Source organism: Streptomyces sp. NPDC056738 (assembly GCF_042790435.1).
Taxonomy (GTDB): domain Bacteria; phylum Actinomycetota; class Actinomycetes; order Streptomycetales; family Streptomycetaceae; genus Streptomyces.
In genome coordinates this window covers 49,301-70,770 of sequence record NZ_JBHTZF010000021.1, presented here as the reverse complement: position 1 = coordinate 70,770, position 21,470 = coordinate 49,301, and the positions used below count along the sequence as shown (strand labels likewise).

The window sequence follows — 21,470 nt, the reverse complement described above, 5'->3', positions numbered from 1 at the left end:
CACACGTCTCTCACGTCGCCCCGCGATCCGGGTCAGCCGGCGAGGTTGTCCGCCATCTCCTCGGACAGGCTCGACTCCGTCCCGGGGATCCCGAGGTCCTGCGCCCGCTTGTCGGCCATCGCCAGCAGCCGGCGGATACGGCCCGCGACCGCGTCCTTCGTCAGCGGCGGGTCGGCGAGCGCGCCCAGCTCCTCCAGGGATGCCTGCTTGTGCTCCATGCGCAGCCGTCCGGCGGCGGCCAGGTGCTCCGGCACCTCGTCCGCGAGGATCTCCAGGGCGCGCTGGACACGGGCTCCGGCGGCGACGGCGGCGCGCGCCGAGCGGCGCAGGTTGGCGTCGTCGAAGTTGGCGAGCCGGTTCGCCGTGGCGCGGACCTCGCGGCGCATCCGCCGCTCCTCCCAGGCCAGCACCGACTCGTGGGCGCCGAGACGGGTGAGCAGCGCGCCGATCGCGTCGCCGTCGCGGACGACGACCCGGTCCACGCCGCGCACCTCGCGGGCCTTCGCCGCGATCGAGAGCCGGCGGGCGGCACCGACGAGCGCGAGCGCGGCCTCCGGTCCCGGGCACGTCACCTCGAGGGACGAGGAGCGGCCGGGCTCGGTGAGCGAGCCGTGCGCCAGGAAGGCCCCGCGCCAGGCGGCCTCGGCGTCGCAGGTCGCCCCCGAGACCACCTGCGGCGGCAGTCCGCGGATCGGGCGTCCCCGCCCGTCCACGAGGCCCGTCTGGCGGGCGAGCTGGTCACCGCCCGCGACCACGCGCACCACGTAGCGCGAGCCGCGGCGCAGTCCGCCGGGCGCCATCACGATCAGTTCGGAACTGTGGCCGAAGATCTCCAGAATGTCCCGCTTCAGGCGGCGCGCCGCCATCGCGGTGTCCAGCTCCGCCTCGATCACGATCCGGCCGCTCACCAGGTGGAGGCCGCCGGCGAACCGCAGGATGGCCGAGACCTCCGCCTTCCTGCAGCAGGTCCGGGTGACGGGGAGCCGGGAGATCTCGTCCTTCACCGCTGCCGTCATCGCCATGGGCCGATCCTTCCATGCATCCGAAAAATACGGTCGTACGCGGCGGCCAACAGCTCCGGATCGTGCCGCGGAGATCCATCGGGCCTGGCCACCGGCGCCAGCTCGACCGCGGCACCGAACCGCTTGGCGGCGTCGGCGAGAGACTCGCGGTCGGGCACGGCAGCCTCGTCGGCCAGCACCACGTCCAGGGCGAGTTTAGGGGCGTGTCGTCCCAAAACCTCCAAATGACGCTGCGGGGAGAAGCCTTCGGTTTCTCCGGGCTGCGGTGCGAGGTTCAGGGAGAGTACCCGGCGCGCCCGGGTCTGGCTCAGGGCGTCCAGCAGTTCGGGCACCAGAAGATGCGGAATGACCGACGAGAACCAGGAGCCGGGGCCGAGAACCACCCAGTCCGCGTCGAGGACCGCGGCCACGGCCTCGGGCACGGCCGGCGGATCGTGCGGTACGACGTGCACGGACTGGACCTCACCGGGGGTGAGCGCCACGTTCGCCTGGCCCCGGACGGTGCCGACCTCCTCCGGCCGGTCGGGGTCGTGGCCCTTGACCAGGGCCTGGAGCTCCAGGGGCACGGCGGACATGGGCAGCACCCGGCCGTGCGCGCCGAGCAGCTTGCCGACCAGGTCGAGCGCCTGCACGTGGTCGCCGAGCTGCTCCCACAGGGCGACGATCAGCAGATTGCCGACCGCGTGTTCGTGCAGGTCGCCCTTGGACTGGAAGCGGTGCTGGATGACGCGGGCCCAGGTCTGGCCCCAGTCGTCGTCGCCGCACAGCGCCGCCAGCGCCTTGCGCAGGTCACCGGGCGGCAGGACGCCCAGCTCGTCGCGCAGGCGCCCGCTGGAGCCGCCGTCGTCGGCCACGGTGACGACGGCCGTGAGGTCGCCGGTGATCCGGCGCAGCGCGGCGAGCGAGGCGGACAGCCCCATGCCGCCGCCGAGGGCGACGACCTTGGGCTGTGCGCCGCGGCGGCGCGGCTTGGCTCCGCGCGCCGCGGCCGGCCGGCCCGCCCGGTCCCCGGGGGTCTCCCGGCGCAGCCGGCTCAGCCGCAGGGCAGTACGTCCGGTCACTCGCGCCCCATGTCCCGGTGGACGAGCACGGTCTCCACTCCCTGGGAGGCGAGGCGGGCGGCGAGCTTCTCGGCGGTGGCCACCGAGCGGTGCTTGCCGCCGGTGCAGCCGACGGCGATGGTCACATAGCGCTTGCCCTCGCGCCGGTATCCGGCGGCGATGAGCTGGAGCAGCTCGGCGTAGCGGTCGAGGAACTCCTTGGCGCCCGGCTGGTTGAAGACGTAGGCCGAGACCTCTTCGTTCAGGCCGGTGAAGGGGCGCAGCTCGGGGACCCAGTGCGGGTTCGGCAGGAAGCGCATGTCCACGACCAGGTCGGCGTCGACCGGGAGGCCGTACTTGAAGCCGAAGGACATGACGGTGGCCCGCAGCTCGGGCTCCTCCTCGCCCGCGAACTGGGCGTCCATCTTGGCGCGCAGCTCGTGCACGTTCAGGCTGGAGGTGTCGATGACCAGGTCGGCGTCGCCGCGCAGCTCGCGCAGCAGCTCGCGCTCGGCGTCGATCCCGTCCACGATGCGGCCGTCGCCCTGGAGGGGGTGCGGCCTGCGCACCGACTCGAAGCGGCGCACCAGGGCCTCGTCGGAGGACTCCAGGAACACGATCCGCCGCGTGACGTTGCGCGACTCCAGGTCGGCGAGGGACTCGCGGAGGTTGTCGAAGAACCGCCGGCCGCGTACGTCGACGACGACGGCGATCCGTGCCACGTTGCCCTGGGAGCGGGCGCCGAGCTCCACCATGGTGGGGATCAGGGCGGGCGGCAGGTTGTCGACGACGAACCAGCCGAGGTCCTCCAGACACTTGGCGGCCGTGGACCGGCCGGCTCCGGACATGCCGGAGATGATCACCAGCTCGGGGATGACGGCGTCGGCGGTTCCCGCCCCGGCTGTCTCGATGCCCGTACCCACCTGTTCTCCGACTTCCTGCGGGGCTTCGCGCTCCGCCTGTTCTTCACTCGTCTCGCTGTGTGCTTCCCGGCCCTGCGCCGGACGTTCCTCTTCGCGCGCGTTCTCGGTCATGTCTCCTGCCCCCGTCGCTCGTCCGAGGCGCCCGCGGTCACGGGCTCCTCCGCGGGGCCCGCCGTCGTCTCGGGCGCCGCGTGTTCGTCGTCTTCCATGATCTCTCCAGTGGCCGTGTTCACGGCGGGTGCCGCGGGAGCCGCCTGGGCGAGGGCCACGGCGATGGTCTCCGCCGTCTTGCGCCCCACGCCGGGGACCTCGCAGATCTGGTCGATCGTCGCGGACCGGAGCTTCTTCACGGAGCCGAAATGTTTGATCAGTGCCTGCTTGCGGGACTCGCCCAGGCCCGGCACGTCGTCCAGCGGGCCCGACCTGAAGCGTTTGGCCCGCTTGGCGCGCTGGTAGGTGATCGCGAAGCGGTGGGCCTCGTCCCGGACCCGCTGGAGCAGATACAGGCCCTCACTGCTGCGCGGCAGGACCACGGGGTCGTCCTCGCCGGGCAGCCACACCTCCTCCAGGCGCTTGGCGAGCCCGCAGACGGCGATGTCGTCGATGCCCAGCTCGTCCAGGGCCCGCTGGGCGGCGGCGACCTGCGGACGGCCGCCGTCGACGACGACGAGCTGCGGCGGGTAGGCGAAACGCTTGGGCCGGCCGTCGTCCTCCGCGAGGGTGCTCCCGGAGAGCGGGATCCCGTCGGCCAGGATCTCCGCGGCTCCCGGAACGCCGTCCTCGCCGTCCGTCCACTCCCCGGTCTTCTCCTTCTCGACGAGATAGCGCCGGAAGCGGCGGGTGATCACCTCGTGCATGGAGCGGACGTCGTCCTGGCCGGCGAAGCCCTTGATCTGGAAGCGCCGGTACTCACCCTTGCGCTGGAGCCCGTCCTCGAAGACGACCATCGAGGCCACCACGTCGTCGCCCTGGAGGTGCGAGATGTCGTAGCACTCGATCCGCAGCGGCGCGCTGTCCAGGTCGAGCGCCTCGGCGATCTCCTCCAGGGCGCGCGAGCGCGTGGTCAGGTCGGAGGCACGCCGGGTCTTGTGCAGGGCGAGCGCCTGGAGGGCGTTGCGCTGCACGGTCTCCATCAGGGCCTTCTTGTCGCCGCGCTGCGGTATGCGGAGGGACACGTTCGAGCCACGGCGCGCGGTGAGCCATTCCTGGACCGGTTCCACCGGTTCGGGCAGCGCCGGGACGAGCACCTCCTTGGGGACGGAGTCGCCCGTCTCCTCTCCGTAGAGCTGCTGGAGCGCGTGTTCGACGAGGTCGGCCGTGGTGACCGCCTCCACCTTGTCCGTGACCCAGCCGCGCTGGCCGCGCACGCGTCCGCCGCGCACGTGGAAGATCTGCACCGCGGCTTCCAGCTCGTCCTCGGCGAGGGCGATGAGGTCGGCGTCGGTGGCGTCCGCGAGGACGACCGCGCTCTTCTCCATGGCCTTGCGCAGCGCCTCGATGTCGTCGCGCAGCCGGGCCGCGCGCTCGTACTCCATCTCCTCGGCGGCTTCCGTCATCTGCTGTTCCAGCCGGCGGATGTACGTCCCCGTACGGCCCGCCATGAAGTCGCAGAACTCCTCGGCCAGGTCGCGGTGCTCCTCGGGCGAGACCCGGCCGACACAGGGGGCGGAGCACTTGCCGATGTAGCCGAGGAGGCAGGGCCGGCCGGTGCGGGAGGCGTTCTTGAACACTCCGGCGGAGCAGGTGCGGACCGGGAAGACGCGCAGCAGCAGGTCGACGGTGTCGCGGATGGCCCACGCGTGCCCGTACGGACCGAAGTAGCGGACGCCCTTCTTCTTGGCCCCGCGCATCACCTGCACGCGCGGGAACTCCTCGTTCATCGTCACCGCGAGGTGGGGGTAACTCTTGTCGTCGCGGTACTTCACGTTGAACCGGGGGTCGTACTCCTTGATCCAGGAGTACTCGAGCTGAAGGGCCTCGACCTCCGTGGACACGACCGTCCACTCCACCGACGCCGCCGTGGTGACCATCGTGCGGGTGCGCGGGTGGAGATTCGCCAGGTCCTGGAAGTAGCTCGCCAGGCGCTGACGCAGGCTTTTCGCCTTTCCGACGTAGATCACCCGGCGGTGCTCGTCGCGGAATTTGTACACCCCTGGGGAGTCCGGGATCTGTCCCGGCTTGGGGCGGTAGCTGGAGGGGTCGGCCATGTCACACACCCTACTGGCGCGGGCCGACACCGCGGTCGGCTCCCGGTACGCCTGTGGAAAACCTCGCGGCGCCGACCGCCGCGCCGGGGCGCGTGCGGGTCCGGGGACGCGCCGTTTCCGGCCACCCCCGTGACCTGGTGCCGGGCCTCCGAGTGGGGGCCAGGAGGGACGGAGCGCGTCCGGGGGGCTGCGGTGAGCCATGTTGAGCATCAGGTGTTGTCGGGGCTTGGTCAACACGCTTCAATGCGGGGGAACTCGGGGCGTGAACGGCGAAACCCGCGCGTGTACAGCCCCCGCGCGCCCACCGGGCGGCGCCGATGAACCGCTCTCACGGCCTGACCAGCCGTAGTGAACATCCACAGAAAGGCCCCTGCATGCGGACCGGCACACAGCACGCGGACGTCGCCACGGCGGAACTGGATACGGCCCTGCGGGGCGGCCCCTTCCATGTCGCACTGCGCGCAGCGATCACCGCCCGCGGGCTGCCGCTGCAGCGCGTGCAGCACCATCTGTCGCGATACGGCGTCAGAGTCGGGGTGACGAGCCTGAGTTACTGGCAGCAGGGCGCCCGCCGGCCCCAGCGCCCCGAGTCGCTGAGAGCCGTCCGGGCCCTGGAGGAGATCCTCCAACTGCCCGACGAGTCCCTGATCAGACTGCTGGCCGAGGCAGAGGAGCGCTCCGATCCGGAACGGCCCACCGGGCGTTCCTACCGTTCCCTCGTCGAGGCCTCCGGTGTCCTGGAACGGCTGCTGGCCGAACTGGAGTCCCCCCTCGACGGCGGTCTGCACACCCTCGGCCATCACGAACGGGTCCGCATAGGCGCACGTCGCGAACTGCTGGGCCGCGAGTCGCACCACATCGTGCGCGCGCACAAGGACGGCGTGGACCGCTATGTCGCCATCCATCACGGCGACCCCGGATGCGCGCCGGATCAGACGACGGTCCGGGCGCTGGAGAACTGCCGTACGGGACGGGTGCGCTGGCACCGCGACACCGGCGTGCTCGTCGCGGAACTGCTCTTCGACACCCGACTGCGGGCGGGAGAGACGTTCCTCTTCCGCTACGCCTTCGAGGACGGCACGGCCGGGGCGTCCAGCGAGTACGTCCGCGGGTTCGGCTTCGCCGGTGGCCAGTACGCGCTCCAGGTGCACTTCGCCGAGAACGCGCTGCCCGTGCGCTGTCACCGCTTCACCCAGCACTCGGCCGCCGCGCCCCGCAGCGGCCGGCAGGAACTGCCGCTGAGCGGCCGGCACCGCTCGGTGCACCTGGTGGAGCCGCGCGTGCGGTCGGGGATCGTCGGGATCGGCTGGGACTGGGAGTGACCTCTCGGCCGCTCCCGTCTCAGGCGCCCGGCCCCGCGACGATGTTCCCGCCACGCTCCTCGACGGACAACGGGTGCAGGGGCACGGTGGCCGGTGCCCGCAGCACCTTGCCGGTCTCGGCGTCGAACTCGCTGCCGTGACACGGGCACACGAGGGTCGTGCCCTGCAGCTTGTTGATGGCGCACCCGGCGTGCGTGCAGATCGAGCTGAACGCCTTGAGCGCACCGTCGTCGGCACGGCTGACCACGACGTTGTGGTCCTCGTACAGCTCGGCACCGCCCTTGGCCACGTCACTCGCCGCGCCGAGGACGACGGGAGCGGTCGGCGTGGCGGGAGTCCCGCCTCCGCTGCCGCCGCCGGAGCACGCGGCGAGGCCGAGCCCGGCCACCGGGGTCAGCGCCGCTCCCCGCAGGACGGTACGACGGCTCGCGGACGGACGGCCGGACATGGCATCTCCACTGGTCGAGGGTGCCGGCGGACACTGCGCCGACGGCGCCGGGGCTGAACGGCGAGGGCGCCGCACACCGACCATACCGGTACAGATCATTCCGCCGTTGCCGGGGCCGATCCATGGGTCGGTTCGTTGACCGGCCCGCGTGCCGGCCTGTGTTCCGGCTTGTGTTCCGGCCCGCGTGCCGGCCTGTGTGCCGGTCCGTGCGGCTCGTCACGTAAACGCTTGCGCAAACGTATGCGTAAGCGTTTACGTCCGCCGGTGGATGGGATACGTTCACCCGCGAGCGGCGGGTTCCGTTCGGCGTCGCGGTCCGGCGTCCACACTGTGCACCGGCCGGCACCGGGCCCGCGGCTCCCAGGCGGGCATCCGGGACCCAGGAGGGAGCGCCATGGCGACGATGGCCGATGTGGCCCGGCGGGCGGGTGTGTCCATCGCGACCGTCTCGCACGTCCTCAACGACACCCGTCCGGTGCTGCCCGGGACGCGCCAGGCCGTTCTCGACGCGATCGACGAGCTGGGCTACACGCACAACACCCTCGCCCGTTCGCTCGTCACCTCCCGTACGCGGTCCATCGGGCTCGCGGTGTCGGCGATCAGCAACCCCTTCTTCACGGAGATCCTCCAGGGCGTCGAGGCCGGAGCCCTGGAACACGGCTACGGCCTGCTGATCGCCGATCCGCACGACGACCCCGAACACGAGCGCAAGGTCGTCCGCCTGCTGCACGAACGGCGCGTGGACGGAATGATCATCGCGCCGTCGGCGGCTCCCGACGCGCTCCTGCGCTACCTGGAGCAGCACGACGTACCGACGGTCTTCCTGGACCGGCTCGTGAACACGCCCGCCGGAAGCGGCTTCCGCCACGACCAGGTGTGTGCCAAGAACACCGCCCCCATGGCGAGCCTGGTGACCCACCTCGCCGAGCGGGGCCACCGGCGCATCGGGCTGGTGGCGGGCCTGCCCGGACTCAGCACCACTTCGGAGCGGATCACCGGCTACCGGCACGGCCTCGCACAGGCCGGACTTCCCTACGACGAACGGCTCGTGGCGCACGGCGACTCCCGCGCGGAGGCCGCCGAGGAGGCCACCCGGCGGCTGTTGTCGCTCGGAGCGGCGCCGAGCGCGCTCGTGACCGCGAACAACGCCATGACCGTCGGCGCGCTCCGGGCCCTGCGTGACCGGGGTCTGTCCGTGCCGGGCGACCTGGCGCTGTGCTGCTTCGACGACTTCTCCTGGGCGGATCTGTTCACGCCGAGGCTCACCGTGATCGCCCAGCCGAGCAAGGAGATCGGGGCCACGGCCGTCCGGCTGCTCCTGGAACGGCTGGCGTCCCCGCACCTGGAGAGCCGCACCGTCCGGCTTCCCTGCGCCTTCGTCCACCGCACCTCGTGTGGCTGCCCCGCGGGCGCCGCGCGCACTGCACGCTCCGAAGGTTCCGAAGGCTCCGAAGGCTCCGAAGGCTCCGAAGGCTCCGAAGGCTCCGAAGGCTCCGAAGGCTCCGAGAACGAGATACCGAGGAAAGGACCCGAGTCGTGATCGTCGTCGCCGGTGAGGCTCTGATCGATCTGGTGCCGCAGGGCTCCGGCGCCCTGGCGGGACTGCTGCCGCGCCTGGGCGGCGGCCCCTACAACACGGCGGTGGCGCTCAGCCGTCTCGGCTCCCCCACGGCCTTCTGCTCCCGCGTCTCCCGAGACGCCTTCGGGGAGGCCCTCCTGGGCGGGCTCGTCACCGCGGGCGTCGACGTGTCCTCCGTCGAGCGCGGCGGCGAGCCGACGACGCTGGCCGTCGCCACGATCGGCACGGACGGCTCGGCCGCGTACTCCTTCTACGTCGAGGGCACGGCGGACCGTCTCTTCGCCGCCCCGGACCAACTCCCGGACGGGACTAGGGCGGTGTCCTTCGGGACCTGTTCGCTCGTGCTGGAGCCGGGCGCGAGCGCGTACGAGGAGCTGATGCGGACCGCCGCGGCGCGGGGCGTCTTCACCGCGCTCGACCCGAACATCCGCACCGGGCTGATCCCCGACCCGGACGCCTACCGTGCCCGGTTCAAGAGCTGGCTGCCGTCGGTGTCCCTGCTCAAGCTGTCCGAGGAGGACGCCCGGTGGCTCGGCGGCACCCCGAGCGAATGGCTGGCGGCCGGTCCCTCCGCCGTAGTGATCACCCGGGGCGGTGACGGACTCACCGCCTTCACCCGGGACGGCGCGGTGCACTCCGTGCCCGGCGAACCGGTGGACGTGGTGGACACCATCGGTGCCGGTGACACCGTGAACGCGGCGCTGCTGCACGGCCTGGCCACCCGTGACGCCCTGTCCGCGCCAGCCTTGACGGAACTGAGTCCCAAGGGCTGGACCGAGCTTCTGCGCTTCGCGGCCCGCGCGGCGGCGGTCACCTGCTCGCGCGCCGGAGCCGAACCGCCGTACGCCCGCGAGCTCGGCGATCTCTAGGCCGGATCCTCGACAGGCGGTGCCCCGCGGGGAGTTCCCGCGGGGCACCGCCTGTCGAGACATGGCACCGCACCTGTCCGGCACGCACCACACCCGTCCGGCACACCGGACCGGGTCGGGTGTGCCGGAGCGGCCGGGTCAGGCCTTACGGGCCCGCGTGGTCTTCTTCGCGGGAGCCGCCTTCTTGGCCGCCGTGGTGGCGGTCTTCTTGGCCGCAGTCGTGGCGGTCTTCTTCGCCGCGGCCGCCTTCTTGGTGGCCGTGTTGTTGACGGTCTTGGTGGCCGTCTTCCTTGCCGTCGTCCCCGCGGCGACCGTCTTCTTGGCGGTCGCCTTGCGCGGGGCCTTCACGGGAGCGGCGTCGCTGATCCGGTCGGCGCCGAGGATCTCGCGCAGGAACTTGCCGGTGTGGCTGGCCGGAACGCCGGCGACCTCCTCGGGCGTGCCCTCGGCGATCACGAGACCACCGCCGTTGCCGCCCTCGGGTCCCATGTCGATGACCCAGTCCGCGGTCTTGATGACATCGAGGTTGTGCTCGATGACGATGACCGTGTTGCCCTTGTCGACCAGCCCGGACAGCACCGTGATGAGCTTGCTGATGTCCTCGAAGTGCAGGCCGGTGGTCGGCTCGTCGAGGACGTACACGGTGCGGCCGGTGGAGCGCTTCTGGAGCTCGCTGGCGAGCTTGACGCGCTGCGCCTCGCCGCCGGACAGCGTCGGCGCGGACTGGCCGAGCCTGACGTAGCCGAGGCCGACGTCGTTGAGCGTCCTGAGGTGGCGGGCGATCGCGGGCACGGCCTCGAAGAAGCCGAGCGCCTCCTCGATGGGCATGTCCAGGACCTCGGAGATGGACTTGCCCTTGTAGTGGACCTCCAGGGTCTCCCGGTTGTAGCGCGCCCCGTGGCAGACCTCGCAGGGGACGTACACGTCCGGCAGGAAGTTCATCTCGATCTTGATGGTGCCGTCGCCGGAGCAGTTCTCGCAGCGGCCGCCCTTGACGTTGAAGGAGAAGCGGCCGGGCAGATAGCCCCGCACCTTCGCCTCGGTGGTCTCGGCGAACAGCCTGCGGACGTGGTCGAAGACTCCGGTGTACGTCGCCGGGTTGGAGCGGGGGGTGCGGCCGATGGGCGACTGGTCGACGTGCACGACCTTGTCGACGAGGTCGTCGCCGTCCACGCGCGTGTGGCGCCCCGGCACGTTCCTCGCGCCGTTCAGCTCGCGGGCCAGGTGGGTGTACAGGATGTCGTTGACCAGGGTCGACTTGCCGGAACCCGATACACCGGTGACGGCGGTGAGGACGCCCAGCGGGAAGGACACGTCGATGTCCCGGAGGTTGTTCTCGCGGGCGCCGTGCACCGTGAGCCTGCGGCCCGGGTCGGCGGGGCGGCGGATGTCCGGGGTGGGGATCTGCCGCTTGCGCGAGAGGTACTGCCCGGTGATCGACTCGGTGTTGCCGAGAAGTTCCTTCAAGGGGCCGCTGTGCACGACCTTGCCGCCGTGCTCACCCGCGCCGGGACCGATGTCGACGACCCAGTCGGCGATCTTGATGGTGTCCTCGTCGTGCTCGACGACGATGAGCGTGTTGCCCATGTCGCGCAGGCGGACGAGGGTCTCGATCAGCCGGTGGTTGTCACGCTGGTGCAGACCGATGGATGGCTCGTCGAGGACGTACAGGACGCCGACGAGTCCGGAGCCGATCTGGGTGGCCAGGCGGATGCGCTGGGCCTCACCGCCGGAGAGGGTGCCCGCCGCGCGGTTCAGCGACAGATAGTCGAGGCCCACGTCGACCAGGAAGCGCAGCCGTTCGTTGACCTCCTTCAGGACGCGCTCGGCGATCTTCTTGTCGCGGGCGTTGAGCTTCAGCTCCCCCAGGAAGTCCGCGCAGTCGCTGATGGACATCGCGGCGACCTCGGCGATGGACTTCTCCATGACCGTGACCGCGAGGACCAGCGGCTTCAGGCGCGTGCCCTCACAGGTGGGGCAGGGCACCTCGCGCATGTAGCCCTCGAAGCGCTCGCGGCTGGCGTCGCTCTCGGACTCGCTGTGGCGCCGCTTGACGAAGGGGACGGCCCCTTCGAAGGGCGTCGTGTACACGCGCTCGCGGCCGTACCGGTTGCGGTAGCGGACCTCGATCTGTGTCTTGTGGCCGTAGAGCAGGGCCTTCTTGGCGCGCTGCGGCAGCCCGGCGAACGGGATGTCGGTCCGGAAGCCCAGCGCGTCCGCGAGGGCGCCGATCAGCCGGCCGAAGTAGTCCTTGGTGTGTCCGTGCGACCAGGCGTGGATGGCGCCCTCGTCCAGGGACTTGTCCTCGTCCGGGACGATCAGCTCGGGGTCGACCTCCATCCGCGTGCCGATGCCCGTGCACTCGGGGCAGGCGCCGAACGGCGAGTTGAAGGAGAAGGAGCGGGGCTCCAGCTCCTCGAAGGACAGGTCGTCGTACGGGCAGTACAGGTGCTCCGAGTACATGCGCTCGCGGTCGGGGTCGTCCTCGGGGAGGTCGACGAAGTCGAGCACGACCATGCCACCGGCCAGCCCGAGGGCGGTCTCCACGGAGTCGGTGAGACGGCGCTTGGCGGAGTCCTTCACCGTGAGACGGTCGATGACCACCTCGATGGTGTGCTTCTCCTGCTTCTTCAGGGTCGGCGGCTCGCTGAGCTGGATCGTCTCGCCGTCGACCCGGGCACGGCTGTACCCCTTGGTCTGGAGGTCGGCGAAGAGGTCGACGAACTCTCCCTTGCGCTCGCGCACCAGCGGCGACAGGACCTGGAAGCGGCTCCCCTCCGGAAGCTCCAGCACCTTGTCGACGATGGCCTGCGGCGACTGCCGCGAGATGGGACGGCGGCACTCGGGGCAGTGCGGCTTGCCGATGCGCGCGAAGAGCAGGCGGAGGTAGTCGTAGACCTCCGTGATGGTGCCGACCGTCGAGCGCGGGTTGCGCGAGGTCGACTTCTGGTCGATGGAGACGGCCGGGGAGAGACCTTCGATGAAGTCCACGTCCGGCTTGTCCATCTGGCCGAGGAACTGCCGGGCGTACGAGGACAGGGACTCCACGTAGCGCCGCTGGCCCTCGGCGAAGATCGTGTCGAAGGCGAGGGAGGACTTGCCCGACCCCGACAGGCCCGTGAAGACGATGAGCGAGTCGCGCGGGAGGTCGAGCGAGACATTCTTCAGGTTGTGCTCGCGCGCTCCACGGACGATGAGACGGTCGGCCACGCCGGTCCGTACCTTTCTTGAGAGAAGTGACAGGGGCCGCGGGCCCCCGTCTTCTCAGACTAGGGCGAGCCACTGACAGCGCCGGTTGCTTTCGCTGGTTCACAACAATCCCGGACCATCCAGCATGCCCGACGCCACCGTCGAGCCTATAGCACGCGCATTCGATTTACGGGGGCGGCCGACCAGCTTCACCCGAACGTGTGGCGGGGCTAGGGTCGACCTCATGATGGATCATGTGCGCGACCTGGCGTCTGTACGTGACGCGACGGAACGACTGCTCACCGCGGTCGCCAAACTGGACAACGCCGCCGTGGCCGAGCCGTCACGGCTTCCGGGCTGGAGCCGTGGGCATGTGCTCGCCCACCTGTCCCGCAACGCGGACGCCCTGGTGAACGTTCTGGAGGGGCGGCCCATGTACGCCTCCGCGAGCACCCGGGACGCCGACATCGAGCGGGACGCCCCGCGCCCGCTGGAGACCCAGCTCGCCGACCTGCGGGAGAGCGCGGCCCGCTTCGACGCGACGGGAGCCGCTCCCGCGGACTGGTCCCGCACGGTGGCCCTGCGCAACGGCGTCACCGACTCCGCGGCCCGGGTGCCGTTCCGGCGCTGGGTCGAGGTCGACCTGCACCACGTGGATCTGGGCATCGGCTACGAGCTGGAGGATCTGCCGGAGGAATTCGTGAACCGGGAGATCGACTTCCTCGCGGAGCGGTTCGCCGGCCACAAGGACGTGCCCTCCACCACGCTCGGCGCCGGCGACGGCCGGTCGTGGACCACGGGCGGCGGCGCCGAGGGCGGACCGGTCGAGGTCCAGGGCCCGGCGGCCGATCTGCTCGGCTGGCTCTGCGGCCGCCGTGACGGCTCCGCGCTGACGGTTCGCGGCGGCCGTCTTCCGGCGCTGCCTCCGCTATAGGCTGCCGTCATGACGTACAGCGGAGCGGTGACGGTCGGCGGCCCGGCCGACGTGCACGAGCTGCAGGACCTGATGATCTCCAAGGTCGCGGTCGGCCCCATGGACAACAACGCGTATCTGCTGCGCTGCCGGGCCACCGACGAGCAGCTTCTGATCGACGCGGCGAACGAGGCCTCGACCCTGCTCACCCTGATCGGTGACGACGGCATCGCGTCCGTCGTCACCACGCATCAGCACGGCGACCACTGGCAGGCGCTCGCCGAGGTCGTGGCCGCCACCGGCGCGCGCACCTACGCGGGCCGGGACGACGCCGACGGCATCCCGGTACCGACCGACGTCCCCCTCCAGGACGGCGACACGGTCAGGGTGGGCAACGTGGAACTCACCGCGCGCCACCTGGTCGGGCACACACCGGGTTCGATCGCCCTCGTCTACGACGACCCCCACGGTCACCCGCACGTGTTCACCGGCGACTGCCTCTTCCCCGGCGGTGTGGGCAACACGCGCAAGGACCCGGAGGCCTTCGCACAGCTCATCCACGACGTCGAGACGCGGATCTTCGACGTACTGCCGGACGAGACCTGGGTGTACCCCGGCCACGGCGACGACACGACGCTGGGCGCCGAGCGCCCGCACCTGCCGGAGTGGCACGCGCGCGGGTGGTGAACACGAGCACGGACGCACGCGGGGCGTGAAGCCTCGCGTGCGCCCCGTGTGAACCGAGCGCACACGCTGATGTCCCACGCGCGCTCCCCCGTCCTTCACCGGTGCAGTCCACTGGAGGCGGCCCCGCGCAGGATGACGGCTCCTGGGCGGCAGGGCCGCCGGCCCCCGATCCCGCCCTCGGCCGGCGGCCCCGGCCCCATTCCCCCCGCCCTCGGCGGTGACCGGACCCAGGTGCGCGGGACGGCTGTGGCCGCGGAGTTCACACTGCCGCAACACGCATTCCCACCATGCGGACAATTACCGCTGTGACCTGGACAGTTGGCCTCGTTCGCTGCCACTCTCCGGCCATGTACCGACCCCAGCGCGCCCTGCGCCCCGTCGCCTCCGCCTGCACCGTCGCCCTGCTCGCCCTCGCCGTCGGCTGTGCCCCGCAGCCCGAGAGCGAGGCCTCCGGCAAAGCCTCCGGAAGCACCGCCGGGAGCTGCGCCAAGGGTTCGTTGAGCACGCGGACCGCCGGCAAGCTCACCGTCGCCACCGACGAACCGGCGTACGAACCGTGGTTCAAGGACGACAAGCCCGCCAACGGGAAGGGCTTCGAGTCCGCGGTGACCTACGCCGTGGCGAAGCGGCTCGGCTATGCCTATGCCGATGTCGTCTGGCAGAGCGTGCCCTTCAACAAGGCCTTCGCCCCCGGTGCGAAGACCTTCGACTTCGACATCAACCAGGTGTCCATCAGCTCCGAGCGCCGGAAGGCCGTGGACTTCTCGTCCGGCTACTACGACGTGCGCCAGGCGGTCATCGCGCTGAAGGGCTCCAAGGCCGCGAAGGCGACGAGTCTCGCGGACCTGAAGGATCTGAAGCTGGGCGCGCAGGTCGGCACCACCAGCCTGGACTACATCGACGACGTGGTGAAGCCGGCCCGGCAACCGGCCGCGTACGCGAAGAACGACCAGGCCAAGTCCGCCCTGAAGAACGGCCAGGTAGACGCCATCGTCACCGATCTGCCGACGGCCTTCTACATCACGGCCGCCGAGGTGACCGACGCGAGGATCGTCGGGCAGTTCGAGAACAGGGGTGGCACGCCGGAGCAGTTCGGGCTCGTCCTCGACAAGGGGAGCGCGCTGACCTCCTGCGTGACGAAGGCGGTGGACGCCCTGCGAGCGGACGGCACGCTCGCGAAGATCGAGGAGCAGTGGCTGTCCGAAGCGGTCGACGCCCCGGTGCTCAAGTGACGGCGAGGACGGAGCAGCCGGGAGAGGACGCTTCCGAAGACGAGGCGTCGTCCCAAGGCGCGCGCGACGTTGGCGTGCTCGGAGCCGGGATACCCCAAGGGAGCCCGCCCGAACGGGAAATGCCCGGGGGAACGGTGCCCGGGCGGAGCGAGGTGTACGTCCCGTCGCGGCGGCGGATCGAACGCGAGCGCCACAAGCGCGGCCGGGCCCGCCGGTCGGCGGCCGTGGCCGCGTTCTCCACCCTCGTCACGGCCGTCGTGCTGTACCTCGTCGTGGTCAACGCCCCGGGCTGGCCGCGCACGAAGGAGACGTTCTTCGACGCGTCGCTGGCGCGTGAGGCCCTGCCCAAGGTCCTCGACGGACTCTGGCTCAACCTCCGGCTGTTCGCGGTGTGCGGCGTCCTGGTGCTCCTGCTGGGCACCCTGACGGCCGTGGCGCGCACGCTGCGCGGGCCGGTGTACTGGCCGGTGCGCGCCCTCGCCACGGCGTACACCGACTTCTTCCGCGGCCTGCCGCTGATCATCTGTCTGTCGATCGTCGTATTCGGCGTACCCGCGCTCCAGTTGCAGGGCGTCACCACGGACCCCGTCCTCCTCGGTGGCGCGGGCCTGGTGCTGACGTACGGGGCGTACGTCGCGGAGGTCGTCCGCGCCGGCATCGAGTCCGTGCATCCCTCGCAACGGGCCGCGGCCCGCTCGCTGGGCCTCACCGCACGGCAGACCCTTCGCCATGTGGTGCTGCCCCAGGCCGTCCGCCGTCAGGTCCCGCCGCTCCTGAACGACCTGGTGTCCCTCCAGAAGGACACCAGCCTCGTCTCGATCGGCGGCGCGGTGGAGGCGATGCGTTCCTCGGACATCATCGTCGGCCGCAGCCTCAACTACACGGCCTACATCGTGGCGGCGCTGCTCTTCGTGGCCCTGACCATTCCCATGACGCGTTTCACCGACTGGGTCACCGCCCGCATGGACCGGCGCCGCGGCCAGGGAGGCATCGTATGAGCACGGCACCGGCACCCGGCGGTCCGCTGTTGCGGATGGAGTCCGTCCGCAAGACCTTCGGCGACTCGGTCGTCCTGCGGGACGTCGATCTGGAGGTCGCCCCGCACACGGTCACCACGCTGATCGGCGCCTCGGGCTCGGGGAAGTCCACGCTGCTGCGCTGCGTGAACCTCCTGGAGGAGGTGGACGACGGAGCGATCTGGCTGGACGGCGAGGAGATCACCGACCCGCGGACCGACCAGGACCGGGTGCGCCGGCGGATCGGCGCCGTCTTCCAGGCCTACAACCTGTTCCCGCACATGACCGTGCTGGAGAACATCACCCTCGCCCCGCGCCGCGTCCACGGGGTGAGCCGTGCGGACGCCGAGGCGCACGCGCGTGAGCTGCTCGAACGGCTCGGGCTCGGTGCCAAGGCGGCCGAGTACCCGGACCGGTTGAGCGGTGGCCAGCAGCAACGGACCGCGATCGTCCGCGCCTTGGCCGTACGTCCCAGGCTGCTGCTCCTCGACGAGATCACCGCCGCACTCGACCCCGAACTCGTGGGTGAGGTCCTGGACGTCGTCCGCGATGTGAAGGAGGACGGCATGACCATGGTCCTGGCCACCCACGAGATGGGCTTCGCACGCGAGGTCTCGGACCAGGTCTGTTTCCTGGAGGACGGCGTGATCCTGGAGCGCGGCACACCCGAACAGGTCTTCGGCGACCCGCGGCAGGAGCGCACGCGGCACTTCCTCAAGCGGATCGTGGACGCGGGACGCGGGTGATCCCGGGGCGTCGGCGCATCAGAGCGGTGCCGCCTCCGCGGTGGTGGAAACGGCCGGGTCTCCGACCGGATCCCCCCGCTCAGGTGTCCGCCCGCCCCGTTCCCGCGAGCGCCGCCACCCGCTCCACCGCGAACGCGTACCCCTGTACGCCGCAGCCCGCGATGACCCCGTCGGCCCGCAGCGAGACATACGAGTGGTGCCGGAACTCCTCGCGCTGGTGGATGTTGGAGATGTGGACCTCCACCACCGGAAGTCCGTCACAGGTGTTGAGCGCATCCAGGATGGCCACAGAAGTGTGCGAGTACGCGGCCGGATTGATGACGATCCCCGCGTGGTTCAGCCGGGCCTCGTGGATCCAGTCCACCAGCTCGCCCTCGTGGTTGGACTGTCGGAAGTCCACCGTTCCGCCGTGCGCGGCCGCCGCCTTGACGCACAGCGCCTCGACGTCCGCCAGCGTGTCGGAACCGTAGATCTCCGGCTGCCTCTGCCCGAGAAGATTCAGGTTGGGGCCGTTGAGAACCATGATCGGGGCGTCGTCGAGGGTGCGGGGCACGTTTCCTCCGGTCCATCGGGTCTGCCGGTCCGTCAAGGACCGCTGCTCGGAACCGGTTTATCACGGTGCGCCGAGAGCGGGAGCGCTCGTACGCTCTCGCCATGACGACACCCGCGTACCCGCCCAAGCCCGTACCCGGTGACCGGATAGCCGTGATCTCGCCGTCCAGCGGACTGCCCGGCCTCCTGCCCCTCCCGTACGAACTGGGTCTGGAGCGGCTGCGCAAGGAGTTCGGCCTGGAACCGGTCGAGTACCCGGCGACCCGGAGGATGGGGTCGACTCCGCGGGAACGGGCCGACGACATCCACGCGGCGTTCGCCGACCCCACGATCAAGGCGATCCTCGCCTCCATCGGCGGCGACGACCAGATCACCGTACTGCCGCTGCTGGACCGTGAGTTGATCCGCGCGCATCCGAAGCCGTTCTTCGGATACAGCGACAACACGAACCTCCTGGTCCACCTGTGGAACACCGGAATCGTCGGCTACCACGGCGCCACGGTGATGTGCGAGCTCGGCCGGCCGGGCGCCATGGACCCGCTGACCGCGGAGTCCCTGCGGGCCGCCCTGTTCACGTCCGGGCCCTACGAGCTGCGTCCCGCCGACCGCTTCCGCCAGGTCGACGCGCCCTGGGAACTGCCGGAGAGCTTCCTCACCGAGCCGAGGACCGAGCCGGGCACGGGCTGGACGTGGATCCGCCCGGACCGGGTCGTCGAGGGCCGTTCCTGGGGCGGCAACATCGAGATCCTGTCGTGGCTGCTGATGGCCGACCGCGAGATCGCCCGTGATCCTTCCGTGTACGAGGGTCACGTGCTGTTCCTGGAGACCTCGGAGGACATGCCCGGGGCCGACGACGTCTTCTGGATCCTGCGCTCCATGGGCGAGCGCGGACTGCTGCGGCAGTTCCCGGCGCTCCTCATGGGCCGCCCCAAGGCGTGGTCGTTCCGACGACCCCTCGAACCGGAGGACAGGGTCCGCTACGCCCAGGAGCAGCGCGAAGCGGTTCTCCGTGCCGTCGGCACATACGCCCCGGACATGATGGTCGTCTTCGATGTGGATCTCGGTCATACCGATCCGCAGATCGTCATCCCCTACGGAGGGACGGTCCGCGTCGACGGCCCGGCCCGGCGCATCACTGTCACCTACTGACACATACCGCGCTCCCGCACGCCCCCGTAACCGGCGATCACTGTGGGTAGTTGATCCGGCATGCACGACGTACGCACCGTAAGGGCGCCCTCCATGCTGCGGCTCGCCGCCGCCTCCCTCACCGGGACGGCCATCGAGTTCTACGACTTCTTCGTCTACGGCACCGCGGCGGCGCTGGTTCTCGGACCGCTGTTCTTCCCGACGTTCTCCCCGCTGGCCGGGACGCTGGCGGCCTTCGGGACGTTCGGCGTCGGATTCGTGGCCCGACCGCTCGGCTCGATGCTGTTCGGGCACATCGGGGACCGGCACGGGCGACGGCCGGTGCTGCTGGGCTCGCTGCTGCTGACGGGCGCGGCGACCGTCGCCGTCGGCTGTGTCCCGACGTACGACCGCATCGGCGCCGCGGCTCCCGTACTGCTGCTGGTGCTGCGCTTCCTTCAGGGACTCGGACTCGGCGGCGAGTGGGGCGGGGCGGTGCTGCTGACCGCCGAGCACGCGCCCGCCGGGCGGCGCGGGCTGTGGTCGAGCTTCCCTCAGATCGGTCCGTCCCTGGGATTCGTGCTGGCCAACGGCGTGATCCTGGTGCTGTCGTCGACGCTGTCCGACACGCAGTTCGCGCAGTGGGGCTGGCGGGTGCCGTTCTGGGCGGCGGGAGTGCTCGCGGTGGCGGGGCTGTGGCTCCGCCGCTGCGTCGAGGAGACCCCGGGATTCCTCGCCCTGGACGACCGCGCGCGCGTGCCGCTCGCCGAGGTGGTGCGCGACCACTGGCGGCTCGTCCTGCTGACGGCCGGCGGGCTCTCCGTCGGCTACGCCGTCTTCTACACGGTGACGACGTGGGCGCTCGCCTACGGTGTCGACCGGCTCGGCGTGAGCCGCACGGTCATGCTGACCTGCATCATGGCCGCGGTCGTGGTGAAAGGCTCGCTGACTCCCCTGGTGGCCCTGCTGGGGGATCGTTACGGACGGCGGCCGCTGTGCATGGCGGGCTGCGCGGGCGCCGCGCTGTGGATGTTCCCGATGATCGGGCTGCTGTCGACCGGCGAACCCCTGCTGATGTTCTTCGGCTTCCTGGTCGCGCTGATCGCCTTCGTCACCATGTTCGCGGTGATCGCCGCGTATCTGCCGGAGCTGTACGAGCCGCGGGTGCGCTGCACGGGCGCCTCCGTCGGCTACAACCTGGGCGGCGTCCTCGGCGGCGCGCTCACTCCGCTCGTGGCGACGGCGGTGGCGAGCGGGGAACGCGTGCCGTGGGGTGTGGCCGCCTATCTGACGGGGATCGCGGTGCTGAGCCTCGGATGCTTCGCGCTGCTGCCGGAGACCCGGCCGGTGCCGAGGCTGACCGTCGTCCCCGTCACGGACTGATGCCGGTCAGGGGTTGATGGCCAGTTCCAGGTAGGCGGCGAACACGACCAGGTGAACGCCTCCCTGAAGCGGAGTGGCCCGCCCGGGTACGACCGTCAGGGAGCTGACGACCACGGTCAGCGCGAGCAGCACCATCTCGGTGGGGCCCAGGCCGAGGACGAGTGGCCCGGAGAGCCAGATCGAGGCCAGGGCGACGGCGGGGATGGTCAGCCCGATGCTCGCCATCGCGGAGCCGAGAGCGAGGTTCAGACTGGTCTGCACCCGGTCCCGGCGGGCGGAACGCAGCGCGGCGATGGTCTCGGGGAGCAGCACGAGAAGCGCGATGATCACACCGACCACGGAGTGCGGCATGCCGGCCGCCTCGACCCCGGACTCGATGGTGGGCGAGACGCCCTTGGCCAGGCCGACGACACCGACCAGCGCTAGCCCGAGAAGCCCCAGACTGACGCCGGCCTCGCGGGCGGACGGCGCGTCGGCGTGCTCGTCCACGTCGATGACCTTGCCCTGCTGGGTGATCGGCAGGAAGTAGTCCCGGTGCCGGACGGTCTGCGTGGCCACGAACAGGCCGTACAGCACCAGCGAGGCGACCGCGGCGAAGGTGAGCTGAGCGCCGGAGAACTCCGGGCCCGGCTTGCTGGTGGTGAAGGTCGGGAAGACGAGGCTGAGCGTGGCGAGCGTCGCGACGGTGGCCAGGGCGGCCCCGGTTCCCTCGGCGTTGAACACGGCCAGCCCGTGGCGCAGTGACGCGACGAGCAGACACACGCCGACGATCCCGTTGCAGGTGATCATCACGGCCGCGAACACCGTGTCGCGTGCCAGCGTCGAACTCTTGTCACCGCCGTCCGCCATCAGGGTGACGATGAGGGCGACTTCGATGATCGTGACGGCGACGGCGAGGACGAGGGATCCGAAGGGTTCCCCCACCCGGTGGGCGACCACCTCGGCGTGATGGACCGCGGCGAGCACGGAACCCGCGAGGACCAGGGTGACCAGGCCGACGACAGCGCCCGGCAGGTCGCGTCCCCAGGTGAAGGCCAGCAGCACCACCGCGATCACGGGCACCACGACGGTCCACCGCGTCACGAGTGACCTGAGCCGAACGATCATGCCGCGATCGTCGCAGTGGAAGGCGCGCCCCGCACTCCGGCGGCGCGCCCCGCGCTCATGACGCGGGGCACGATGCGGGCGCGGGGCACGGTGACGGGATGGGGTGC

At 71.0% G+C, this 21,470-nt stretch carries 18 protein-coding genes; 10 read left to right on the top strand and 8 right to left on the bottom strand.

Translation table 11 applies throughout. From position 1 onward, the window contains the following. Positions 1-32 precede the first annotated feature (32 nt). From whiA to uvrC, 4 genes are read right to left on the bottom strand one after another with little or no spacing between them, the layout of a single operon-like run. Entirely contained in the window at positions 33-1,022 is a 990-nt protein-coding gene (whiA, locus tag ACFRIC_RS37520; RefSeq protein ID WP_037624822.1) for a DNA-binding protein WhiA, read from the bottom strand. After that, positions 1,013-2,083, bottom strand: a complete 1,071-nt coding sequence (yvcK, locus tag ACFRIC_RS37515) for a uridine diphosphate-N-acetylglucosamine-binding protein YvcK (protein WP_382795864.1) — start codon at positions 2,081-2,083, stop codon at positions 1,013-1,015. The genes whiA and yvcK overlap by 10 nt, the downstream gene beginning before the upstream one ends. Continuing rightward, positions 2,080-3,096: an RNase adapter RapZ gene (gene rapZ / locus ACFRIC_RS37510; RefSeq protein ID WP_382795861.1), complete on the bottom strand. Its 1,017-nt coding sequence runs from the start codon at positions 3,094-3,096 to the stop codon at positions 2,080-2,082. The genes yvcK and rapZ overlap by 4 nt, the downstream gene beginning before the upstream one ends. After that, positions 3,093-5,192 carry an excinuclease ABC subunit UvrC gene (gene uvrC, locus ACFRIC_RS37505; RefSeq protein WP_382795859.1) on the bottom strand — a complete coding sequence of 700 codons (2,100 nt, stop codon included), beginning with the start codon at positions 5,190-5,192 and terminating at the stop codon, positions 3,093-3,095. The genes rapZ and uvrC overlap by 4 nt, the downstream gene beginning before the upstream one ends. A 374-nt stretch (positions 5,193-5,566) precedes the next feature. Here uvrC and ACFRIC_RS37500 point away from each other — a divergent pair, with 374 nt between their 5' ends. Then, the gene (locus ACFRIC_RS37500; protein ID WP_382795856.1) at positions 5,567-6,514 is read left to right on the top strand and encodes a hypothetical protein; all 948 of its coding nucleotides are present in this window, start codon (positions 5,567-5,569) and stop codon (positions 6,512-6,514) included. A 19-nt stretch (positions 6,515-6,533) separates the two neighbouring features. Here the strand turns inward: ACFRIC_RS37500 and ACFRIC_RS37495 are convergent, their stop codons facing one another. Further along, positions 6,534-6,962 carry a Rieske (2Fe-2S) protein gene (locus tag ACFRIC_RS37495; protein WP_382795853.1) on the bottom strand — a complete coding sequence of 143 codons (429 nt, stop codon included), beginning with the start codon at positions 6,960-6,962 and terminating at the stop codon, positions 6,534-6,536. 394 nt (positions 6,963-7,356) lie between these two features. On the opposite strand from ACFRIC_RS37495, the gene ACFRIC_RS37490 reads away from it, so the two are divergent. Together ACFRIC_RS37490 and ACFRIC_RS37485 are read left to right on the top strand one after the other, a co-directional pair. After that, positions 7,357-8,502 carry a LacI family DNA-binding transcriptional regulator gene (locus ACFRIC_RS37490; protein ID WP_382795850.1) on the top strand — a complete coding sequence of 382 codons (1,146 nt, stop codon included), beginning with the start codon at positions 7,357-7,359 and terminating at the stop codon, positions 8,500-8,502. Then, positions 8,499-9,410 carry a carbohydrate kinase gene (locus tag ACFRIC_RS37485; RefSeq protein ID WP_382795848.1) on the top strand — a complete coding sequence of 304 codons (912 nt, stop codon included), beginning with the start codon at positions 8,499-8,501 and terminating at the stop codon, positions 9,408-9,410. The genes ACFRIC_RS37490 and ACFRIC_RS37485 overlap by 4 nt, the downstream gene beginning before the upstream one ends. Positions 9,411-9,548: 138 nt before the next feature. Here ACFRIC_RS37485 and uvrA read toward each other — a convergent pair whose 3' ends face one another. Continuing rightward, entirely contained in the window at positions 9,549-12,620 is a 3,072-nt protein-coding gene (uvrA, locus tag ACFRIC_RS37480) for an excinuclease ABC subunit UvrA (protein ID WP_382795845.1), read from the bottom strand. A 223-nt stretch (positions 12,621-12,843) separates the two neighbouring features. Here uvrA and ACFRIC_RS37475 point away from each other — a divergent pair, with 223 nt between their 5' ends. The 5 genes from ACFRIC_RS37475 to ACFRIC_RS37455 all read left to right on the top strand — a co-directional run bounded on the left by ACFRIC_RS37475 (position 12,844) and on the right by ACFRIC_RS37455 (position 17,193). Further along, positions 12,844-13,533, top strand: coding sequence for a maleylpyruvate isomerase family mycothiol-dependent enzyme (locus ACFRIC_RS37475; protein ID WP_382795843.1), 690 nt, complete (start codon positions 12,844-12,846; stop codon positions 13,531-13,533). A gap of 9 nt (positions 13,534-13,542) precedes the next feature. Then, positions 13,543-14,199, top strand: coding sequence for an MBL fold metallo-hydrolase (locus ACFRIC_RS37470; protein ID WP_382795841.1), 657 nt, complete (start codon positions 13,543-13,545; stop codon positions 14,197-14,199). Positions 14,200-14,546: 347 nt separating this feature from the next. After that, positions 14,547-15,431 carry an ABC transporter substrate-binding protein gene (locus ACFRIC_RS37465; RefSeq protein WP_382795839.1) on the top strand — a complete coding sequence of 295 codons (885 nt, stop codon included), beginning with the start codon at positions 14,547-14,549 and terminating at the stop codon, positions 15,429-15,431. Positions 15,432-15,550: 119 nt separating this feature from the next. Then, positions 15,551-16,429, top strand: coding sequence for an amino acid ABC transporter permease (locus tag ACFRIC_RS37460; RefSeq protein WP_382795837.1), 879 nt, complete (start codon positions 15,551-15,553; stop codon positions 16,427-16,429). Further along, a complete protein-coding gene (locus ACFRIC_RS37455; RefSeq protein ID WP_382795834.1) occupies positions 16,426-17,193 on the top strand; it encodes an amino acid ABC transporter ATP-binding protein in 768 nt (255 codons plus the stop codon). Before ACFRIC_RS37460 ends, ACFRIC_RS37455 begins: the two co-directional genes overlap by 4 nt. Before the next feature lie 79 nt (positions 17,194-17,272). Here ACFRIC_RS37455 and aroQ read toward each other — a convergent pair whose 3' ends face one another. Then, a complete protein-coding gene (gene aroQ / locus ACFRIC_RS37450; RefSeq protein ID WP_382795831.1) occupies positions 17,273-17,746 on the bottom strand; it encodes a type II 3-dehydroquinate dehydratase in 474 nt (157 codons plus the stop codon). Between the two features lie 101 nt (positions 17,747-17,847). Between aroQ and ACFRIC_RS37445 the strand changes: the two genes are divergently transcribed. Then, the gene (locus ACFRIC_RS37445; protein ID WP_382795828.1) at positions 17,848-18,894 is read left to right on the top strand and encodes a S66 peptidase family protein; all 1,047 of its coding nucleotides are present in this window, start codon (positions 17,848-17,850) and stop codon (positions 18,892-18,894) included. Positions 18,895-18,954: 60 nt separating this feature from the next. Beyond that, positions 18,955-20,256: an MFS transporter gene (locus tag ACFRIC_RS37440; protein WP_382795825.1), complete on the top strand. Its 1,302-nt coding sequence runs from the start codon at positions 18,955-18,957 to the stop codon at positions 20,254-20,256. Between the two features lie 6 nt (positions 20,257-20,262). On the opposite strand, the gene ACFRIC_RS37435 is transcribed toward ACFRIC_RS37440, so the two are convergent. Further along, positions 20,263-21,363 (bottom strand): calcium:proton antiporter, encoded by a 1,101-nt coding sequence (locus ACFRIC_RS37435; protein WP_382795823.1) that lies wholly within the window; start codon positions 21,361-21,363, stop codon positions 20,263-20,265. Between the last annotated feature and the right edge of the window lie 107 nt (positions 21,364-21,470).

Coding starts and splice junctions, on each gene's coding strand:
- whiA (WP_037624822.1), bottom strand. CDS start 1,022: ATGGCGATGACGGCAGCGGTGAAGGACGAGATCTCCCGGCTCCCCGTC.
- rapZ (WP_382795861.1), bottom strand. CDS start 3,096: ATGACCGAGAACGCGCGCGAAGAGGAACGTCCGGCGCAGGGCCGGGAA.
- uvrC (WP_382795859.1), bottom strand. CDS start 5,192: ATGGCCGACCCCTCCAGCTACCGCCCCAAGCCGGGACAGATCCCGGAC.
- ACFRIC_RS37500 (WP_382795856.1), top strand. CDS start 5,567: ATGCGGACCGGCACACAGCACGCGGACGTCGCCACGGCGGAACTGGAT.
- ACFRIC_RS37495 (WP_382795853.1), bottom strand. CDS start 6,962: ATGTCCGGCCGTCCGTCCGCGAGCCGTCGTACCGTCCTGCGGGGAGCG.
- ACFRIC_RS37490 (WP_382795850.1), top strand. CDS start 7,357: ATGGCGACGATGGCCGATGTGGCCCGGCGGGCGGGTGTGTCCATCGCG.
- ACFRIC_RS37475 (WP_382795843.1), top strand. CDS start 12,844: ATGATGGATCATGTGCGCGACCTGGCGTCTGTACGTGACGCGACGGAA.
- ACFRIC_RS37470 (WP_382795841.1), top strand. CDS start 13,543: ATGACGTACAGCGGAGCGGTGACGGTCGGCGGCCCGGCCGACGTGCAC.
- ACFRIC_RS37465 (WP_382795839.1), top strand. CDS start 14,547: ATGTACCGACCCCAGCGCGCCCTGCGCCCCGTCGCCTCCGCCTGCACC.
- ACFRIC_RS37460 (WP_382795837.1), top strand. CDS start 15,551: ATGCCCGGGGGAACGGTGCCCGGGCGGAGCGAGGTGTACGTCCCGTCG.
- ACFRIC_RS37455 (WP_382795834.1), top strand. CDS start 16,426: ATGAGCACGGCACCGGCACCCGGCGGTCCGCTGTTGCGGATGGAGTCC.
- ACFRIC_RS37445 (WP_382795828.1), top strand. CDS start 17,848: ATGACGACACCCGCGTACCCGCCCAAGCCCGTACCCGGTGACCGGATA.
- ACFRIC_RS37440 (WP_382795825.1), top strand. CDS start 18,955: ATGCACGACGTACGCACCGTAAGGGCGCCCTCCATGCTGCGGCTCGCC.
- ACFRIC_RS37435 (WP_382795823.1), bottom strand. CDS start 21,363: ATGATCGTTCGGCTCAGGTCACTCGTGACGCGGTGGACCGTCGTGGTG.